This is a genomic window from Micromonospora saelicesensis (assembly GCF_900091575.1).
GTDB classification, from domain to species: domain Bacteria; phylum Actinomycetota; class Actinomycetes; order Mycobacteriales; family Micromonosporaceae; genus Micromonospora; species Micromonospora saelicesensis.
In genome coordinates, this window is record NZ_FMCR01000009.1 from 1 (window position 1) to 16,230 (window position 16,230).

Annotated in this window: 21 protein-coding genes; 13 read left to right on the forward strand and 8 right to left on the reverse strand. The window is 71.0% G+C overall.

Annotated elements, in window-relative coordinates:
- Positions 1-207: hypothetical protein (locus GA0070561_RS33840; protein ID WP_167362532.1), on the reverse strand; the 207-nt coding region annotated here is incomplete at its 3' end.
- Between the two features lie 72 nt (positions 208-279).
- On the opposite strand from GA0070561_RS33840, the gene GA0070561_RS29875 reads away from it, so the two are divergent.
- Together GA0070561_RS29875 and GA0070561_RS29880 are read left to right on the forward strand one after the other, a co-directional pair.
- Positions 280-1,254, forward strand: a complete 975-nt coding sequence (locus GA0070561_RS29875) for a pirin family protein (protein WP_091408808.1) — start codon at positions 280-282, stop codon at positions 1,252-1,254.
- Positions 1,255-1,303: 49 nt separating this feature from the next.
- Positions 1,304-1,972, forward strand: coding sequence for a hypothetical protein (locus GA0070561_RS29880; protein WP_091408811.1), 669 nt, complete (start codon positions 1,304-1,306; stop codon positions 1,970-1,972).
- A 269-nt stretch (positions 1,973-2,241) separates the two neighbouring features.
- Here the strand turns inward: GA0070561_RS29880 and GA0070561_RS29885 are convergent, their stop codons facing one another.
- Entirely contained in the window at positions 2,242-2,910 is a 669-nt protein-coding gene (locus GA0070561_RS29885) for a DUF1345 domain-containing protein (RefSeq protein ID WP_091408104.1), read from the reverse strand.
- A 42-nt stretch (positions 2,911-2,952) separates the two neighbouring features.
- Positions 2,953-3,225 carry a DUF2795 domain-containing protein gene (locus GA0070561_RS29890; protein ID WP_030332551.1) on the reverse strand — a complete coding sequence of 91 codons (273 nt, stop codon included), beginning with the start codon at positions 3,223-3,225 and terminating at the stop codon, positions 2,953-2,955.
- A 154-nt stretch (positions 3,226-3,379) separates the two neighbouring features.
- On the opposite strand from GA0070561_RS29890, the gene GA0070561_RS29895 reads away from it, so the two are divergent.
- From GA0070561_RS29895 to GA0070561_RS29920, 6 genes are all read left to right on the forward strand, one after another.
- Entirely contained in the window at positions 3,380-3,790 is a 411-nt protein-coding gene (locus GA0070561_RS29895) for a DUF2267 domain-containing protein (RefSeq protein ID WP_091408107.1), read from the forward strand.
- 217 nt (positions 3,791-4,007) lie between these two features.
- A complete protein-coding gene (locus GA0070561_RS29900) occupies positions 4,008-5,033 on the forward strand; it encodes a TerC/Alx family metal homeostasis membrane protein (protein ID WP_091408110.1) in 1,026 nt (341 codons plus the stop codon).
- Between the two features lie 75 nt (positions 5,034-5,108).
- Entirely contained in the window at positions 5,109-5,708 is a 600-nt protein-coding gene (locus tag GA0070561_RS29905; RefSeq protein ID WP_091408112.1) for a sulfite oxidase-like oxidoreductase, read from the forward strand.
- A gap of 7 nt (positions 5,709-5,715) precedes the next feature.
- Positions 5,716-6,480, forward strand: a complete 765-nt coding sequence (locus tag GA0070561_RS29910; protein WP_091408113.1) for a ferredoxin reductase — start codon at positions 5,716-5,718, stop codon at positions 6,478-6,480.
- A gap of 35 nt (positions 6,481-6,515) precedes the next feature.
- A complete protein-coding gene (locus GA0070561_RS29915) occupies positions 6,516-6,809 on the forward strand; it encodes a DUF6510 family protein (protein WP_091408116.1) in 294 nt (97 codons plus the stop codon).
- Positions 6,810-6,843: 34 nt separating this feature from the next.
- Positions 6,844-7,263 (forward strand): hypothetical protein, encoded by a 420-nt coding sequence (locus tag GA0070561_RS29920; RefSeq protein ID WP_091408119.1) that lies wholly within the window; start codon positions 6,844-6,846, stop codon positions 7,261-7,263.
- A 9-nt stretch (positions 7,264-7,272) separates the two neighbouring features.
- Here the strand turns inward: GA0070561_RS29920 and GA0070561_RS29925 are convergent, their stop codons facing one another.
- The 4 genes from GA0070561_RS29925 to GA0070561_RS29935 are packed head-to-tail and all read right to left on the reverse strand — an operon-like array spanning position 7,273 to position 9,117.
- Positions 7,273-8,202: an alpha/beta hydrolase gene (locus GA0070561_RS29925; protein WP_091408122.1), complete on the reverse strand. Its 930-nt coding sequence runs from the start codon at positions 8,200-8,202 to the stop codon at positions 7,273-7,275.
- Positions 8,124-8,348 carry a hypothetical protein gene (locus tag GA0070561_RS33845; RefSeq protein ID WP_167362533.1) on the reverse strand — a complete coding sequence of 75 codons (225 nt, stop codon included), beginning with the start codon at positions 8,346-8,348 and terminating at the stop codon, positions 8,124-8,126. Before GA0070561_RS33845 ends, GA0070561_RS29925 begins: the two co-directional genes overlap by 79 nt.
- Positions 8,349-8,371: 23 nt before the next feature.
- Complete coding sequence (locus GA0070561_RS29930; protein WP_091408125.1) at positions 8,372-8,779, reverse strand: pyridoxamine 5'-phosphate oxidase family protein; 408 nt, start codon at positions 8,777-8,779, stop codon at positions 8,372-8,374.
- Complete coding sequence (locus tag GA0070561_RS29935) at positions 8,776-9,117, reverse strand: winged helix-turn-helix transcriptional regulator (protein WP_091408127.1); 342 nt, start codon at positions 9,115-9,117, stop codon at positions 8,776-8,778. The genes GA0070561_RS29930 and GA0070561_RS29935 overlap by 4 nt, the downstream gene beginning before the upstream one ends.
- Positions 9,118-9,188: 71 nt before the next feature.
- Here GA0070561_RS29935 and GA0070561_RS29940 point away from each other — a divergent pair, with 71 nt between their 5' ends.
- The 5 genes from GA0070561_RS29940 to GA0070561_RS29960 all read left to right on the forward strand — a co-directional run bounded on the left by GA0070561_RS29940 (position 9,189) and on the right by GA0070561_RS29960 (position 15,035).
- The gene (locus tag GA0070561_RS29940) at positions 9,189-9,953 is read left to right on the forward strand and encodes a group II truncated hemoglobin (protein ID WP_091408130.1); all 765 of its coding nucleotides are present in this window, start codon (positions 9,189-9,191) and stop codon (positions 9,951-9,953) included.
- Between the two features lie 156 nt (positions 9,954-10,109).
- On the forward strand, positions 10,110-10,832 hold the full coding sequence (locus GA0070561_RS29945; protein ID WP_091408132.1) for a VOC family protein: 723 nt from the start codon (positions 10,110-10,112) through the stop codon (positions 10,830-10,832).
- 70 nt (positions 10,833-10,902) lie between these two features.
- Positions 10,903-11,430 carry a GNAT family N-acetyltransferase gene (locus tag GA0070561_RS29950; protein WP_091408135.1) on the forward strand — a complete coding sequence of 176 codons (528 nt, stop codon included), beginning with the start codon at positions 10,903-10,905 and terminating at the stop codon, positions 11,428-11,430.
- Between the two features lie 95 nt (positions 11,431-11,525).
- Positions 11,526-13,679 carry an amylo-alpha-1,6-glucosidase gene (locus tag GA0070561_RS29955; RefSeq protein ID WP_091408138.1) on the forward strand — a complete coding sequence of 718 codons (2,154 nt, stop codon included), beginning with the start codon at positions 11,526-11,528 and terminating at the stop codon, positions 13,677-13,679.
- Between the two features lie 54 nt (positions 13,680-13,733).
- Positions 13,734-15,035 carry an NAD(P)/FAD-dependent oxidoreductase gene (locus GA0070561_RS29960; protein ID WP_091408141.1) on the forward strand — a complete coding sequence of 434 codons (1,302 nt, stop codon included), beginning with the start codon at positions 13,734-13,736 and terminating at the stop codon, positions 15,033-15,035.
- A gap of 59 nt (positions 15,036-15,094) precedes the next feature.
- Here GA0070561_RS29960 and GA0070561_RS29965 read toward each other — a convergent pair whose 3' ends face one another.
- On the reverse strand, positions 15,095-16,189 hold the full coding sequence (locus GA0070561_RS29965; RefSeq protein ID WP_091408144.1) for an AI-2E family transporter: 1,095 nt from the start codon (positions 16,187-16,189) through the stop codon (positions 15,095-15,097).
- Positions 16,190-16,230 lie beyond the last annotated feature (41 nt).

The window sequence follows — 16,230 nt, forward strand, 5'->3', positions numbered from 1 at the left end:
ACGCCAGCCCAGCCCACGCCAGCCCAGCCCACGCCAGCCCAGCCCACGCCAGCCCAGCCCACGCCAGCCCAGCCCACGCCAGCCCAGCCCACGCCGGACCAGCCCACGCCGGACCAGCCCACGCGGGGCCATCCGACGGGGGCGCCACCCACGCCGGGCCAGCCCACGCGGGGCGCCACCCACGCCGGGTGCCAGCCCCACAGCCACGAGCTGGTGAACCCCAGCCGCCCTGGCTGGAAGCACCGCGGTCGCGACTGGGCCTGCGCGTACAGTCGGGCGGTGGAGCGTACTGAATCAATGCTGGCGCAGACCCGACCGCCTGGCGTGGCCGACGTCGATCCCGGCAGTGTGTTGTTGCCCGGCCACGACGTGCCGTTGGGTCGGTACACCACGGTGCGGCGGCTGCTTCCGCAGCGCGCCCGCCGGATGGTTGGCGCGTGGTGTTTCGTTGATCATTTCGGCCCGGACGATGTGGCGCAGCGCCCCGGTATGGAGGTGCCGCCGCACCCGCACACCGGGCTGCAGACGGTGACCTGGCTGCTCGACGGCGAGATCCTGCACCGGGACAGCCTCGGCAACGTGCAGCCGATCGTGCCCGGCCAACTGAACGTGATGACCTCCGGGAACGGTATCGCCCACTCGGAGCGCTCGCCGGCCACTCATCCGCCGGTGATGCACGGTGTGCAGCTCTGGGTGGCTCTGCCGGACCCGGCGCGGGCCGGAGCGGCCGACTTCGCGCACCACGCCGACCTGCCGCGCTGGCGCGACGGCGATCTGGACGTCACAGTGCTGGTCGGCGAGTTCGCCGGGGAGCGGTCACCGGCGGTGGTGCACACCCCGCTGGTGGGGGTGCAGCTGGAGTTGGGCGGCGAGGCGCCGGCGACGATGGCGTTGCGGCCGGATTTCGAGTACGCCGTGCTGGCGATGTCCGGGTCCGCCGAGGCGGCCGGGGTCGGGTTCGAGCCGGGGGCGCTGCTGTATCTGGGCTCGGGCCGCCGGGAGCTGACAGTGCGTGGCGGGGCCGGGGCCCGGTTGCTGCTGCTGGGCGGTGCGCCGTTCGAGGAGCCGTTGGTGATGTGGTGGAACTTCGTGGGCCGGTCCCACGAGGAAATTGCCGCCGCCCGGGAGGACTGGATGGCCGGCGACGGGCGCTTCGGTGTGGTCGCCGACGATTCGGCGCCGCCGCTGCCGGCGCCCGCCCTGCCCACGACCCGCCTCAAGGCCCGCGACCGCACCGGCGGCCTGCACGGCTGACGGGCAGGTGCGGCCGGTGTGACCCCCGGTGGCGCGGGTAGTCGCCGGCATGGCGACCAGTTTGATCACTCCGGTGGAGGACCGTAAACGTCTGGCGCGCCGGCTCGCCGGTAGCGGGCGGGGCTTCGCCGAGCAGTACGGGTTCCGGGTGACCAACAACCCGGCGAGCCTGTTCCAGGTGCTGTACCTGTCGGTGCTGCTGGCCCGTCGCGGTGACTTCCGGCGGGCGTTGGACGGGGCGCGGGCGGTGCGCGACGAGGAGTGGGACAGCGCGGCCCGGCTGGCGCGTTCACTGCACGAGGACCGGGTCCGGGTGCTGCGCGCCAGCGGCCAGCGCGGTGACGTGGACGCGCTGGCCGCTGTCCTGGGTGACCTGGCCCGGACGGTGGTCGAGCGGTACCGGGGCGATCTGCGCCGGTTGCGGGCGGTGGCGCACCATGACCCGGTCCGGGAGCGGGCGCTGCTGGCCGAGCTTCCGGGCGTGGACGATCAGGTCGTCGACCTGTTTCTCCGCGAGGCCCAGGCGTTGTGGCGGGAGGTGGCCCCGGTCGCCGACCGGCGGGCGCTGGCTGCCGCGCGTCGGCTCGGGCTGGGCAGGTCGGCGGACGACCTGGCCGGCCTGGCCACTGGCGAGTCCGAGCAGTTGGCCTGGCTGGTGGGGGCGTTGGCCCGGGTCGACCTGGAGCACCGGTACGCGGAGGTGACCGGTCGGTCGTGACGTGCCCTGGCCCACACTTCCTCAAATTCTGACCAAACGGAGGATGGTCTGCCGTATGGTTGGACCCGGCAGTGCTGGCCGCTCGGTTCGAGCGGACCTCCACCGCCTGGTGACCGCGACCGGTTCGGATGCGGTTCACCGCCTGGGCAGGCTTGCGTGGCGCCCTAGGTCGCGGTTCGTGACCAGGGGCGCCCGCCTGTCCCGGCCCTTCGATCGGCCCCGCCCCCGTGTCACGCTCCGGGGGGTCCGCGCGGCCGGCTGAGTCCCTCTCACCGCGCCAGACCCGCCAGCAGGTTCACCGTCACGGCGATGATGAACGCGCCGAACAGGTACGACACCATCGAGTGGCGCAGCACCGTACGACGCATCTCGTTGCTGGTCAGGTTGGTGTCGGAGATCTGGAACGTCGTCCCGATGGTGAACGCGACGTACGCGAAGTCGGAGTAGCGCGGGGGTTCGGGCTGGTTGAAGTTCACCCCGCCGTCCGGGCCGGTGTAGTAGATCCGGGCGTACCGGGCGGCGAACACGGTGTGCACCACGAACCAGGAGAGCACCACGCTGAGCACGCCCACGCCGCTGTGCGCCTCCCGGGCCACCCCGGGAGGCGCGCTCTGCGCGCTGGCCACTACCAACCCGACGGCCAGCAGGCTGGCCAGGCAGGCGACAAGCAGCAGGGCGTCCCGGATCGCCCGGTTCGGGTCCTCGTGGACGGCCAGCTGGGCGGTCCGCTCGGCGTCCATCGGCCAGATCTTGTGCCAGACCAGCACGAGCCAGCTCAGTGCGCCCACGTCCCAGCCGGCCAGTGCCGCGAGCGGCAGGGGCAGCAGCAGCGCGAAGACGCAGCCGGCGAGGACGCCGACCACCGCCACAACGGCGAGCTGCTTCGCAGCAGCCGGGAAACGCACGTCCGCTGGCCGGTCGGGGCCGGTCTGGGTCATTCCGGACGCTCCCGGGTCGGGGTGGTGGGCGCCACCGCCGGGTCAGATGCCGCGCAGGTGCTGCGAGACCCGGTTGTGCTTCTTGTCCCGGGCCTGCTCCGCCCGCTGGGCGGGGCCGACCTCGGGCGCCGCCTCGATCCCGGCCGACCGGGCCACCTCGGTCCCGTTGGCGTAGTCGACCGGCGGCAGGGCGCGCAGCGCCTTCAACACGTCCGGCGGGGCACCCTCCCGTTCGGCCTCGCGGACCACGTCGTCCTTCTCGGCCGGGTAGTCCAGGCTCGACAGGTACTGCAGGACGTCGGCGTAGCTCGCCATGGCGTGGGCTCCCTCGGGCATCGATGTGGTGACGACCGGCGGCGGTTACCCGCCCGCCGGCCGGTCACGCCCGCCCGGCGCAGGAAACCGGCGCCGTTTCTCCTCGGCCGCCGCGGGTACCCGCAGACGCCGACGCGAGCCAAGGGAGTACGCGATGAACTACGACACCTTCATCGACCAGGTTTCCCAGCGCACCGCCACGTCGTCCGAGCGGGCGGTCGAGCTGACCCGGGCCGTGTTGGAGACGTTCGCCGAGCGGTTGACCGGCGGTGAGGTCCTGGACCTGGCCGCCCAGTTGCCCCAACCGCTGCAACTCGTGCTCAAACCGAGCCCGAGCACCGAGCAGGCGGACCGGTTCGGCGCGGCGGAGTTCGTCGCCCGGGTCGCGTTGCGCGCCGGTGTGCAGGAGCCCGCCGCCGAGGACGCCAGTCGGGCGGTCTTCACCACCCTGCGCGAGGCGATCACCGGCGGTGAGTTCGATGACGTGGTGACCCAACTGCCACGTGACTATCGGGGCCTGGTCGAGCAGGCGATGGCCCCGGGGGCGACGTTGCGCCGCGGCTGACAGCGCTCGTACCACGCACACACAGCGGTTTACCAGGGCAACCATCGATGTCCCGCTTGGCGTGGCGATTCCGCCTGGCCTAACCTTGTCGTGCGAGGGGAGTACTTCCCACGAACCATTCCGGTCAGTACGGCGCGCCCGGCGCGCCTCGGGTGGTTGCCCACCAGGTGGTGGGTGAAGGAGACCTCGAACATGACGGTGTTCGAGGAGACCCCACATGAGCCAAGTGTCGTATCTGTCCGCCGCCAGTGACCTGTCGTCGGTGGGCACGCCCACGCTGTGGGCGGTCACCATCATCGGGGTCCTCCTGCTGTTGGTGCTGGACTTCCTGGTCACCCGTCGCCCGCACGAGGTGTCCATGCGGGAGGCCATCGGCTGGTCGGCGTTCTACATAGCGCTGCCGCTGGCGTTCGGCGGCTGGCTCTGGTGGCGATTCGGCTCCCAGCAGGGCGTCGAATACCTGACCGGTTACCTGGTGGAAAAGTCGCTCTCGGTCGACAACCTCTTCGTCTTCATGTTGCTGTTGGCGGCGTTCGCGGTGCCGGCGGTGCTCGCCCAGCGGGTGCTGCTCTACGGCATCGCCGGTGCGCTGGTGCTGCGGGCCGTCTTCATCGCCCTCGGCGCGGCGGCGTTGCAGACCCTCGACTTCGCCTTCCTGCTCTTCGCGATCATCCTCATCGCCACGGCGGTGAAGCTGCTGCGTGATGCCATGTCCGGGCATCAGCAGGAAGTCGACATCAACAAGATGCGGTCGGTGAAGCTGCTGCGCAAGGTCATGCCGGTGGTCGACGACTACCACGGCACCAAGATGACCGTCCGGCAGGGCGCGAAGCGGGCACTCACGCCGTTCGCCCTGGTGGTGGTCGCGGTGCTGGCCACCGACATCGTCTTCGCTGTCGACTCGGTGCCGGCGGTCTACGGCATCACCGAGGACCCGTACCTGGTCTTCGCCACCAACGCGTTCGCCCTGCTCGGCCTGCGGGCGCTCTACTTCGTCCTGCACGCGGCGTTGAGCCGGCTGGTGCACCTCAGCTACGGCCTGGCCATCATCCTGGCGTTCATCGGCCTCAAGCTGGGTCTGCACTGGGCGCACGGCATCTGGGACAGCGTGCCGCAGATCCCCACCCTGGCCTCGCTCGGCGTGATCATCGGTGTGCTGGTGGTGGTCACGGTGACCAGCCTGCGCGCCACCCGGGGCGGCGACCTGCCCGAGGACCGCAAGGTCGTCGCGGAGCGGCACTGATCGCGCCGCGCCGTCTGACGACGGGGTACGCGGGAAAGCTCCCGCCCCCACCGGCGCGGGTGGTACGACTGTGCAATGGGAATCGTGTCACCGGGCTTTCAGGGTCGGCCCCGAACGCAGGAGCCGGCCCTGCCACCCGGTCAGTATCTGACCGAGGACTTTCCGGTGCTCTCGGCCGGCCCGACGCCCCGGGTGTCACTGGACACCTGGGAGTTCGTCATCTCCGCCGAGAACGGCAGCGAACACCGGTGGTCGTGGCAGGAGCTGATGGCGCTGCCGCAGGAGACGCCGATGGTGGACATCCACTGCGTCACCCGCTGGTCGAAGCTCGGCACCAACTGGCAGGGCGTCTCACTGGACACGCTGCTCGCCGACGTCGACACGGGGGCGCACTTCGCGCTGGCGCACTCCTACGGCGGGTACACCACCAACCTGCCGCTCGACGACCTGCGCGGTGGCCAGGCCTGGGTGGTGCACACCTTCGACGGCGCACCGCTGCCCGCTGAGCACGGCGGGCCGGCGCGACTGCTGGTGCCGCACCTGTACTTCTGGAAGTCCGCCAAGTGGGTACGCGGCCTCCGGCTCAAGACGATGGACGAGCCAGGGTTCTGGGAGACCGCCGGGTACCACGACTACGGCGACCCGTGGCGCGAACAGCGGTACCAGGGTGACTGAGCGCGCCGTGGCGACGAGCACCCAGCGCCGTACGCCCAACCGTTGGCAGGTCGGCCGGCTGGTGGAGCGCCGGGTGGAGACACCGACCGCGCAGACCCTGGTGCTGGAGGTGCCGGACTGGCCGGGGCACCTGCCCGGGCAGCACGTCGACCTGCGGCTCACCGCCCCGGACGGTTACCAGGCGGCCCGGTCGTACTCGATCGCCGGGCCGGCCGTGGACGGGCCGGGAGGGCCGCGCATCGAGGTGACAGTGCAGCGCGTGCACGACGGCGAGGTGTCGCCGTACCTCATTGATGTCTTTGGGGCCGGCGACCCGATCGAGGTACGCGGACCGCTCGGTGGCTGGTTCATCTGGCGGCCCGAGGAGACCGCGCCGGTGCAGCTGGTCGCCGGCGGGTCCGGCGTCGTGCCGCTGATGGCGATGATCCGGGCGCGGCGGGCGGTGGGCAGCAAGGCGCCGTTCCGGCTGATCTACTCGGTGCGCACCCCCGGTGACGTGATCTACGCCGACGAGCTGCGCCGCCGGGTCCGCGACGACTTCGGGCTGGACGTCGCGTACGTCTACACCCGTGAGGCGCCCGAGGGCTGGCGCGGTGAGCCGCACCGGATCGGGCTCGCCGACGTCAACACGCACGGGTGGCCACCGGACCTGGAACCACTCACCTACGTCTGTGGTCCGACCGCGTTCGTGGAGACCGTGGCCGACCTGCTGGTGGGGCTGGGTCACCCGTCGCGCCGGGTCAAGACCGAACGCTTCGGCCCCACCGGCTGACCACCCGCTCACTCACGCAGTGTCGAGGAGATTCGATGACCGAGATGTCGTACCTGGACGGCAACATGCTCGACGGCCCGATGCGTGAGCTGTTCACCGTCGACCTGAGCAGCGCGATGGGCCGCTGTGAGAACTGCGGGACGACCGGGTCGATGGCCAGCCTGCACGTCTACTCGCACGCCCCGGGCCTCGTCGCCCGCTGCCCCTCCTGCGAGGAGGTGATGGTGCGCCTGGTGCGCGGGCCGGACCGGGCCTGGCTGGACATGCGGGGCACCACCTACCTCCAGGTGCCGATGCCGATGGAGCAGACGTTCCCCGGCCCGCTCTGACGGAACGCTTGCCCGGCTGAGGCAGGATGGCCGGGTGGGCACCGGTCGATGGCGTGGTGTGCCGCTCGCGGTCCGGTGCGTGGTGGCTCTCGCCGTGCTGGTCTTCGCCTACGGCACCGCGGTGCACGTGGTGCAGTTGCTCCTGCCCCAGTTCGGGCCGCAGCTCGCCCTGCCCGGGTGGCTGACGTTCTACTTCACGTCCCTGACGCTGTGGGATCCGTTGGCGGCGTTGCTGTTGGCCGCTCGTCGGGTGCAGGGGCTGGTGCTGGGCTGCGCCGTCCTGGTGACGGACGCGGCCGCGAACGGGTACGCCAACTACGTGCTGGACCCGGCGGCCGGCGTCACCCCGGGCCGGGTCGGGCAGGCCGTCATCACCGCCCTCGCCGTCGGTCTCGTCGCGCTCACCCCGTGGCTCGCACCGTGGTTCGCCCGGTCCGCGGTCCAGCGGCACTGACCCGGTCCGCTACTGCGTATCCCGATCGACCTGGGCGAGGACAGCGCCCACTGCTTCGACCACGGCGGCGGGTTGGTCCTTGTGGATGTAGTGGCCGCTGTCGGGCACCACGACGTGGACGCCGCGTGCGAAGACCGCGGCGGTCTGGTCGGCGAGGTCACCGGAGCGCTGTCGCAGGGCCGCGGGCTTGCCGCGGGTCGCGGTCAGGATTCTCATCGGTACGTCGGGGGCGGTCGACGTCGCGCGCGCGGCGCGCACCTCCCGGGTGCAGGTGTTGGCGAGGCGGTTCTCCGCCCGAATGGTCGTGACCTGACCGAACGTGCGATAGCTGGCCCGGTACGCCTCGGTGATCGAGGCCTGGATCTCCAGGTCGTCTGTGCAGCGCTCAGCGAGCGTGCGGCCCATGTTCGCCGCGATCCGATCGAAGAGCCCGAGGGTCTTGAGCACCGGAATGGCGTTGAGCAGGAGATTTGATGAGACGCGGAGAGCCAGTGGCACCTCTGCCGTGCTGTCCTCGTGGAACGGATCGAGCAGGACCAGGCCAAGCGTCTGGTCGGGACGGGCGAAAGCGGCTAGTTGGGCGAGCAGTCCGCCCCAGCTGTGACCGACCAGCACGGCGGGGCCGACGTCGTCCAGGAGTGCCACGAGGTCGCGCACCTGGGAGTCCAGTGTCAGCCGCGAGATGGCGTCGCTGGCACCCAGACCGGCTCGGTCGTAGGCGATGACGCGGGACCCCTCGGCCAGCGAGGGGAGGACGACGGCCCAGTCCAGCCCCACTTCGCCGGCCCCGGAGACCAGGACGACCGGTGGCGTGGCGCTGCCGGCTGCCACCCACCGCAACTGTCGGCCGGACTCCCGGGTCAGCCGGCCACGGTCGACACCAGCTGGCACCAGTTTGGACAGCGCGACGACGACGGGGTCCTGCGGCTCGGTATCCATTCGGCCTCCTCGTCACGGCGCTTCGGCTTGGCGAAGTTGAGCCTGGCGGCCATCTCGGCCAGGTGACCATCGAGCACCGAACGGCGCGGATACCGGGCGAACGCGTCCCGTACGCCCGCCAGGGCCGTCGTCAGCTCGCCCTCCACCGGCCGATTCTCGCATCGACGGCTCACTGGGCGGTGCCCGCGAGCAGCCACCGCCGGACAGGGATCTCCAGCAGCACCCGCTCGCCGTCCGGGCCGACCTGCCGGCCGACGTCCCAGCCGTCGTACTTGCGCGCGAACGCCTCCACGACCGGGCTCGGGAATCCACTTCGGTGCACGTGGGCGGCGCCCTCCGCCACCACCGGCGCGTTGCCGTTCTCCAGAGCCAGGGACACCCGTGGGTCGGCCACGACGTTGCGGGCCTTCACGCTACGGCTCTCACAACCGACCCAGAACGTCGCGGAGAGGTGGACGAACCAGACCGGCGTCAGGTGCGGCGACCCGTCGCGCCGCACCGTGCACAGCCAGACGTTCAGCTCCCGCGACAGTCGCTCCTGGACGTCGGCCGGGGGGATCGAGGGGGTTCGGCTCACCGGGCCAGTGGATCACAAGGGGTACCGGTACGTGCGGCCCGCGCGGCGCCCCAGTCGTACAGGGCCTGCAACACCGGGGCCAGGCTGAGTCCTTCCTCGGTGAGCCGGTACTCGACATGAGGTGGTGTGGTCTCGTGGTCGTGCCGCAGGACGAGCCCGTCGACCTCCAACTCGCGCAGACGCTGGGTCAGCATCTTCTCGCTGATCCCCGGCATCCGGCGGCGCAGTTCGCCATAGCGGTGTACGCCCTCCTTGAGATGGGCCAGGATCACCGGTCGCCATTTTCCGCCGACAACGTCGACGGCGAGCTCCACCGGGCAGTGGTATCGCTTGGGCATCCTGGCCTCCCTCGGCACGTACCAAATGGTGCGTACTTGATCATCGCCACTGCGGGTGTTGAGCTGTAGCCATGGTGATCGAGTACATCAGGTACCGCGTCCCGCAGGAACGGCTGGATGGTTTCGAGGCGGCGTACGAGCGGGCCGCTGTCGCGTTACGCGCCGCGCCGCAGTGTGTGGACTACGAGTTGAGCCGCTGCCTGGACGACCCCGCCTGCTACCTGCTGCGCATCACCTGGACATCGGTGGACGAGCACCTGAACGGGTTTCGGGGTGGGCCGGTGTTCGGGCAGTTCTTCGCCGCGATCAAGCCGTACGTCGAGGACATCCAGGAGATGCGGCACTACGCCCGAACGTCGGTTGCCGGCAGTGGTGGCGCTGCGCCGCCGAGCCTGTACGAGTGGGCCGGCGGCACCGACGCGTTCATGAGGCTCTGCGATGCCTTCTACCGCCTGGTCCGCTCCGACGACCTGCTCGCGCCGATGTTCGCGCACATGGACCCCGACCACGCCCGGCATGTAGCGGTCTGGCTTGCCGAGGTCTTCGGCGGACCGGCCACCTACACGATGGAGCACGGCGGCTACCGCCACATGCTCGGCCAGCACCTGGGCAGGGCGATCAGCGAGGCGCAGCGTCGGCGGTGGGTCAATGTGATGATGGATGCTGCCGACGAGGTCGGCCTACCCGACGATCCGGAGTTTCGCGCCGCCTTCACGAGCTACCTCGAGTGGGGCACCCGGTTGGCGGTGGGCAATTCCCAACCGGACGCGGACCCGATCCTGCAGGCACCGGTCCCGCGCTGGGGCTGGGGTGTGGCCCCGCCCTACCGGGGATGAACCGTATCCCGCCAACCGACCTCGCCCCGCGCCCGCACCGCCGCGGCGTACCTCACCGCGTGACCCGAAACTCGGGTGCGGTCGACCTGGCACGGGCCTAGGCTCCCGCTCCGACGGCTGTCACGGCGTCCGGTCCGATGGGAGATGAGCGCAGCGATGACTGCACACCTGTTCGCGATCAGCTTCGACGCGAGCGAGCCCCTGCGGCTCGCGCAGTTCTGGTCCGGGCTCCTGGGGCGGGAGATCGTCGACGATCCCCACGACGGCGTCCTGCTGCTACCCGCCAACGACAACGGTTACCACATCCGCTTCGCTCCGAACCAGCAGCCGAAGGTGGTCCAGAATCGGATGCACTTCGATCTGACCAGCAGTTCGCTGGAGGACCAGCGGCAGACGGTGGCCAGGGCACTGGAGCTTGGTGCGCGGCACACCGACATCGGGCAGGGCCCGGAGATCGATCACGTGGTGCTCGCCGACCCCGAGGGCAACGAGTTCGACGTCATCGCACCGGGCAACAAGTTCCTCGCCGGCAGCGGCTTCGTCGGTGCGCTGGCCTGCGACGGGTCGCAGGCGGTCGGCTACTTCTGGAGTGCGGCGCTGGGCTGGCCGCTGGTCTGGGACCAGGACGAGGAGACCGCGATCCAGTCGCTGCGCGGCGGCACGAAGATCAGCTGGGGTGGCCCACCGCTGATGCCGAATGGCGGCAGGGATCGGGTGCGTTTCGACCTCGCCCCGCCTGTCGACGGCGATTGGCAGGCCGAGGTCGACCGTCTGCTCTCGCTCGGGGCGACCCGGGTCGACACCGACCAGGATGGGGCAGGCCGACTGGTACTGGCCGACCCCGATGGTCAGGAGTTCAGCCTGTTGACGTCCCGCTAGCCCGGCCGACGCCCACCCACGCGGTGGCCGGTTGGACAACGGCGGCACCGGTCGGTCAGAGTGATCCGCCGTGAGATACCTGCGTACCGGTGGTCCCGCCGCGATCCGGCGACCCCGGCCCACCGACTCGGACGAGTTCGTCGCCGCCGCGCGGCGCAGTCGGGACCTGCACCACCCCTGGTTGGCCGCGCCGGCCAGCCCGGAGGAGTACGAGCTCTATCTGCGCCGGATCCGTCGTCGCGACAGCGCCGGCTACCTGATCTGCGACCGGGCCAGCGGCGAGATCGCCGGTTACGTGAACATCAGCGGGATCGTGCTCGGTGCGCTGCGTGGTGGCTTCCTGGGGTACGCGGCGTTCCTGCCGTACAGCGGGACCGGGCACGCCTCGGCGGGCGTCGCCCTGGTGATCGACCACGCGTTCACATCGGTCGGGTTGCACCGGCTGGAGGCGAACATCCAACCGGGCAACGAGCCGTCCCGGCGGGTGGCCCGCAAGCTCGGTTTCCGGTTGGAGGGCTTCTCCCCGGACTACCTGTTCATCGACGGCGCCTGGCGCGACCACGAGCGCTGGGCGATCACCGCGCCGACCCCGGCCTGACCGTCGGCCCCGCCGCCCCGGGCCGACGGTCAGGCCGGACTTCTCACCCGGAGCGGGTGATGACACTCCGTACCCTGCTTCCTACGGTGGGTGTCATGGCTGCCGTGCGCGCGACCCCTGCCAATCCCCTCCCCGGCCTGTCCGTCGCGGATACGGACAGCGCCGACCAGCGGGCCATCCCGCCCGAGCTGGGCCCCGACTCCCTGGCGGTGCTCAGCGGCCCCACGTTCCTGTACTCCAACGCGTGCGGGGATGTGCCGACGGGCAGTATCGGTGGGCTCGTCCACCTGGACACCCGCCTGATCAGTGGCTGGAACCTGACCGTCAACGGCGGTGAGCTGTTGCTGCTGCGCGCCGAGACCATCGACCATTACTCCGCGCAGTACGTCCTCACCAACCCGGAGTTGCCCGGGTTGCCGCCGAACACGCTGGGCCTGCGGCGCCTGCGCTACGTCGGCGACGGGTTTCACGAACGCGTGGAACTGATCTCCTTCCGGCGGGAGCCGGTCCGGGTGGAGCTGCGGCTGGCCGTCGCCGCCGACTTCGCCGACCTGTTCGAGGTCAAGTCGAGGGTCCGGGACCGCTCTGCCGAGATCAGCCGCGACCACGCCGCCGACGGGTCCGAGCTGTGCTTCTCCTATCAGCGCGGCGACTTCTCCGCGCAGACCCGGGTGTGCTGCGCGAAGCCCGCCGACCGTATCGAGGGCGACGACCTGGTCTGGGAGCTGGAGCTGGGCCAGGGCGAGGAGTGGCAGGTCGACCTGCACGTGCCACTGCCGCCCGGGATGGGGGTGGTGGAGCCGGTCCGGGGCGACATCGCCGACGTCATCCACGGCCGGGCCGACGACCCGCTGCGCCGGTGGCTCGAAGACCGGGCGGTGCTGCACAGTGACAGCGAGGCGTTGGAGCGCACCGTGCGGCAGTCCCGCAACGACCTGGCGGCACTGCGGCTCGACCTGGAGGTCAAGGGACAGCGCATTCTGCTGCCCGGTGCCGGGTTGCCGTGGTTCCTCACCGTCTTCGGCCGGGACACCCTGATCACCGCGTATCAGACGCTTGTCGCCGGGCCCGCGCTGGCGAAGGGCACGTTGCTCGCCCTGGCCCGGCTCCAGGGTGAGACGTGCGACGACTTCACCGACGAGGAACCCGGCAAGATCCTGCACGAGGTGCGCAGCGGCGAGCTGACCCGCAGTGGTGAGAAGCCGTTCGGGCCGTACTACGGCACCGCCGACGCCACCCAGCTCTGGCTGATCCTGCTCTCCGAGTACTGGCGCTGGACCGGCGACGACGAGACCGTCCGGCACCTGCGGGACAACGCCCTGGCAGCGTTGCGGTGGATCGACGAATTCGGCGACCGGGACGGCGACGGCTACGTCGAGTACGCCACCCGCTCGCCCGAAGGGCTCGGCAACCAGTGCTGGCGGGACTCTCCGGACGGCGTCGTCTTTGCCGATGGCCGAATCCCGGTGCTCCCGCTGGCCACGTGCGACCTGCAGGGCTACACCTACGACGCCAAACTGCGGCTGGCCGAACTGTTCGACGGGCCGTTGGACAACCCCACGTTGGCGCGCCGGCTACGCGACGAGGCCAACACCCTGCACGAGCGGTTCAACCAGGACTTCTGGATCGAGGAACGGGGCGGCTACTACGCGGTCGCCCTGGACGGCGACAAGAACCGCGTCGACTCCAAGACCTCGAACATGGGTCACCTGCTGTGGAGCGGGATCGTCCCGCCGGAGCGGGCCGGGGCGGTGGTGCGGCAACTCATGTCGCCGGACATGTTCTCCGGTTGGGGCATCCGCACGCTGTCCCGGGAGGAAGCGCTTTACAACGCCCTCGGCTACCACCTGGGCACGGTCTGGCCGCACGACAACTCGATCGCCGCGCTCGGCCTGGCCCGCTATGGCTACCGAACCGAGTCGAACCGGATCAGTCTGGCGATGATCGAGGCCGCCGACCAGTTCGGTTACCGGCTGCCGGAGGCGCTCAGCGGGTTCGACCGGGAGCGGTTGCTCTTCGCCGTGCCCTACCCGACCGCGTGCAGCCCGCAGGCGTGGGCGGCCGGCACGCCGCTGGCCCTGATCCGCGCCATGCTCGGCGTCAATCCGGTCAACGGCCGGTTGGTCATCGATCCGGACGTCCCGGAAAAACTAGGCCGGATCGCCGCCGAGCGGGTGCGGGCGTTCGGCCAGGAGTGGGAGTTGGAGGCGGTAGGCCGCAGCGGCCACGTCCGGCTCCAGCCGAGTTGAGCACGGCTGGCGCGTAGGACGTTTGTCGCGGGCTTCGACGGGAAACGGCCCGCAATGACGAAACCTCGTGTGGTGATCGTGGGGGCCGGGTTCGCCGGTTACCACGCGGCGAAGACGTTGAGCCGGATCGCCCGGGACCGGGCCGAGATCGTGGTGCTGAACTCCACCGACTACTTCCTGTACCTGCCGCTGCTGCCCGAGGTGGCGGCCGGGGTGGTCGAGCCCAAACGGATCGCCGTGCCGCTGACCGGGACGCTCAAGGGCGTACGGGTGGTGGTCGGCGAGGCGGACCACGTCGACCTGCAGAACCGCTGGGTCGGCTTCACCCAGGCCGAGGGGGAGAAGAACCGGCTGGCGTACGACCGGCTCGTGCTCGCCGTGGGCAGCGTCAACAAGCTGCTGCCAATCCCGGGGGTGACCGAGTATGCGCACGGCTTCCGTGGCCTCCCCGAGGCCGTCTACCTGCATGATCACATCGTCCGGCAGCTCGAGCTGGCCGAGCAGGCCGAGGACCCGGCCGAGCAGCAGGCCCGGTCCACGTTCGTGGTGGTCGGGGCGGGCTACACAGGCACCGAGGTCGCGGCACACGGGCAGTTGTTCACCGACGCGTTGCACGCCCAGCGGCCCCGGCTCACCGTCCGGCCCCGCTGGATGCTGCTCGACGTGGCGTCCCGGGTGCTGCCGGAGTTGGACAAGCGGATGTCGGACACCTCGCACAAGGTGCTCAACCGCCGCGGGGTGGACGTGCGCATGGGTACCTCGGTGGCCGAGGCGACCTGCGACGGGGTGAAGCTCACCGATGGTGAGTACATCCCGACCTGCACCCTGGTGTGGTGTGTGGGGGTGCGCCCCGACCCGTTCGTCAACGAGCTGGGCCTGCGGACCGACCGGGGTCGACTGGTCACCGACGAGTTCCTCAACGTTCCCGGCTATCCGGAGGTGTACGCGTGCGGTGACGCCGCCGCGGTGCCCGACCTCGTCAATCCGGGCAAGGTGTGCGGGATGACCGCCCAGCACGCGCAGCGGCAGGGCAAGCGCGCGGCGTACAACATCGCCGCGTCGTACGGTTTCGGCCGCCGCAAGCCGTACAAGCACCACGACCTGGGCTGGGTCGTCGACCTGGGTGGCAAGGACGCGGCGGCGAACCCGTTGCAGGTCAACCTGGCCGGGTTGCCGGCCAAGGCGGTCACCCGGGCGTACCACCTGATGGCGATGCCGGGAAACCGCACGCGGGTCAGCGCCGACTGGGCGTTGGACGCCGCGTTGACCCGGTCCGCGGTCCAGTTGGGGCTGGTGCCGGCCAACGCGGTGCCGCTGGAGAGCACCACACCCGAGGTCGCGACCCGGTCCCGCTGAGCAGGCCGCCTGGTCGTCGCGGGGCAGGCCGGTGGCGGCACCGACCACATCCGCGACGGTCAGTCGGTGGTGCCCGCCGGTCGCGCGGACCGCGCGGCCGGGCCGGCCGGCGGGCCGGGCCGCAGCCGGCGCGGGCCGTACTCGCGCAGCAGCGTCTGGACGATGCCGGCGGCGGGGATGGCCAGCAGCGCGCCGAGCAGACCGGCCAGCTCCGCCGCGAGCAGCACACTGACCAGCACCGTCAACGGGTTCAGCCGGACCGCGCGGGACAGGATCAGCGGCTGGAGCAGGTGGTTCTCCAGCTGTTGGTAGACAACGAAGAAGACCAGCACCACCACCCCGGCGGTGGGGGAGTGCAGGAAACCGGCACCGGCCGCGATCACCGCGCCGAGGGTCGCCCCGACCAGCGGTATCAGGTCGGCCACCGCCACCAGCAGGGCGATCACCGCCGCGAAGGGCACCCCGGTGAGGGTCAGCACCACGAAGGTCAACGCCCCGCAGATCACGCTGATCAGCAGGTTCCCGGTGAGATAGCCGGTGACGGTGCGCGACACCTCCCGGCCAACCCGGCGCAGCCGCTCGCCCTGACCGTCCCCGGCCGCCGCGAGCAGGCCGCCGGTGAGCCGCGGAGCCTCCAACACCATGAGGTACGCGAGCACGATGACCGTGACCAGCCCGGCGACCGACTCGACGACGCCACGCAGCACACCGACCGCGGGCTGGCGCAGCCGGCCGCCGAGGTCGCGTAGCTGCTCGGAGTGCTCGCTGACGTAGCGGCGTGCCCCGGTGCGCTCCAGCGCCTGCCCCACCGGGCCCTGCCCGGCGCGGGCCTCCCGCAGCAGCTCGGGTGCCCGGTCGGCGAAGCGGCCCAGCTCGCCGAACAGCGGAACCAGGATGAGCGCGGCCAGGATCGCCAGCAGTACGAACGCGGCGAGGAACACCAGCAGGGTGGCCAGCGCCCGACGCCGGACGAAGCGGCGTTGCAGCCGGTCGACGAGGGGTTTGAGCGCGACGGCGAAGAACGCGGCGACCACCGCCCAGACCAGCACCCGCCGGGTCGCGTACACGAAGCCCAGCGCGAGCGCTGTCGCCAGCACCAGACCAATCACGATCAGAGTCCGGCGGCCAGTCGCCCGATCGTCGACGTCGCTCATCCGGCGGGCCTTCCCCGCGCGCGCCGTCGGAAACCCGGCAT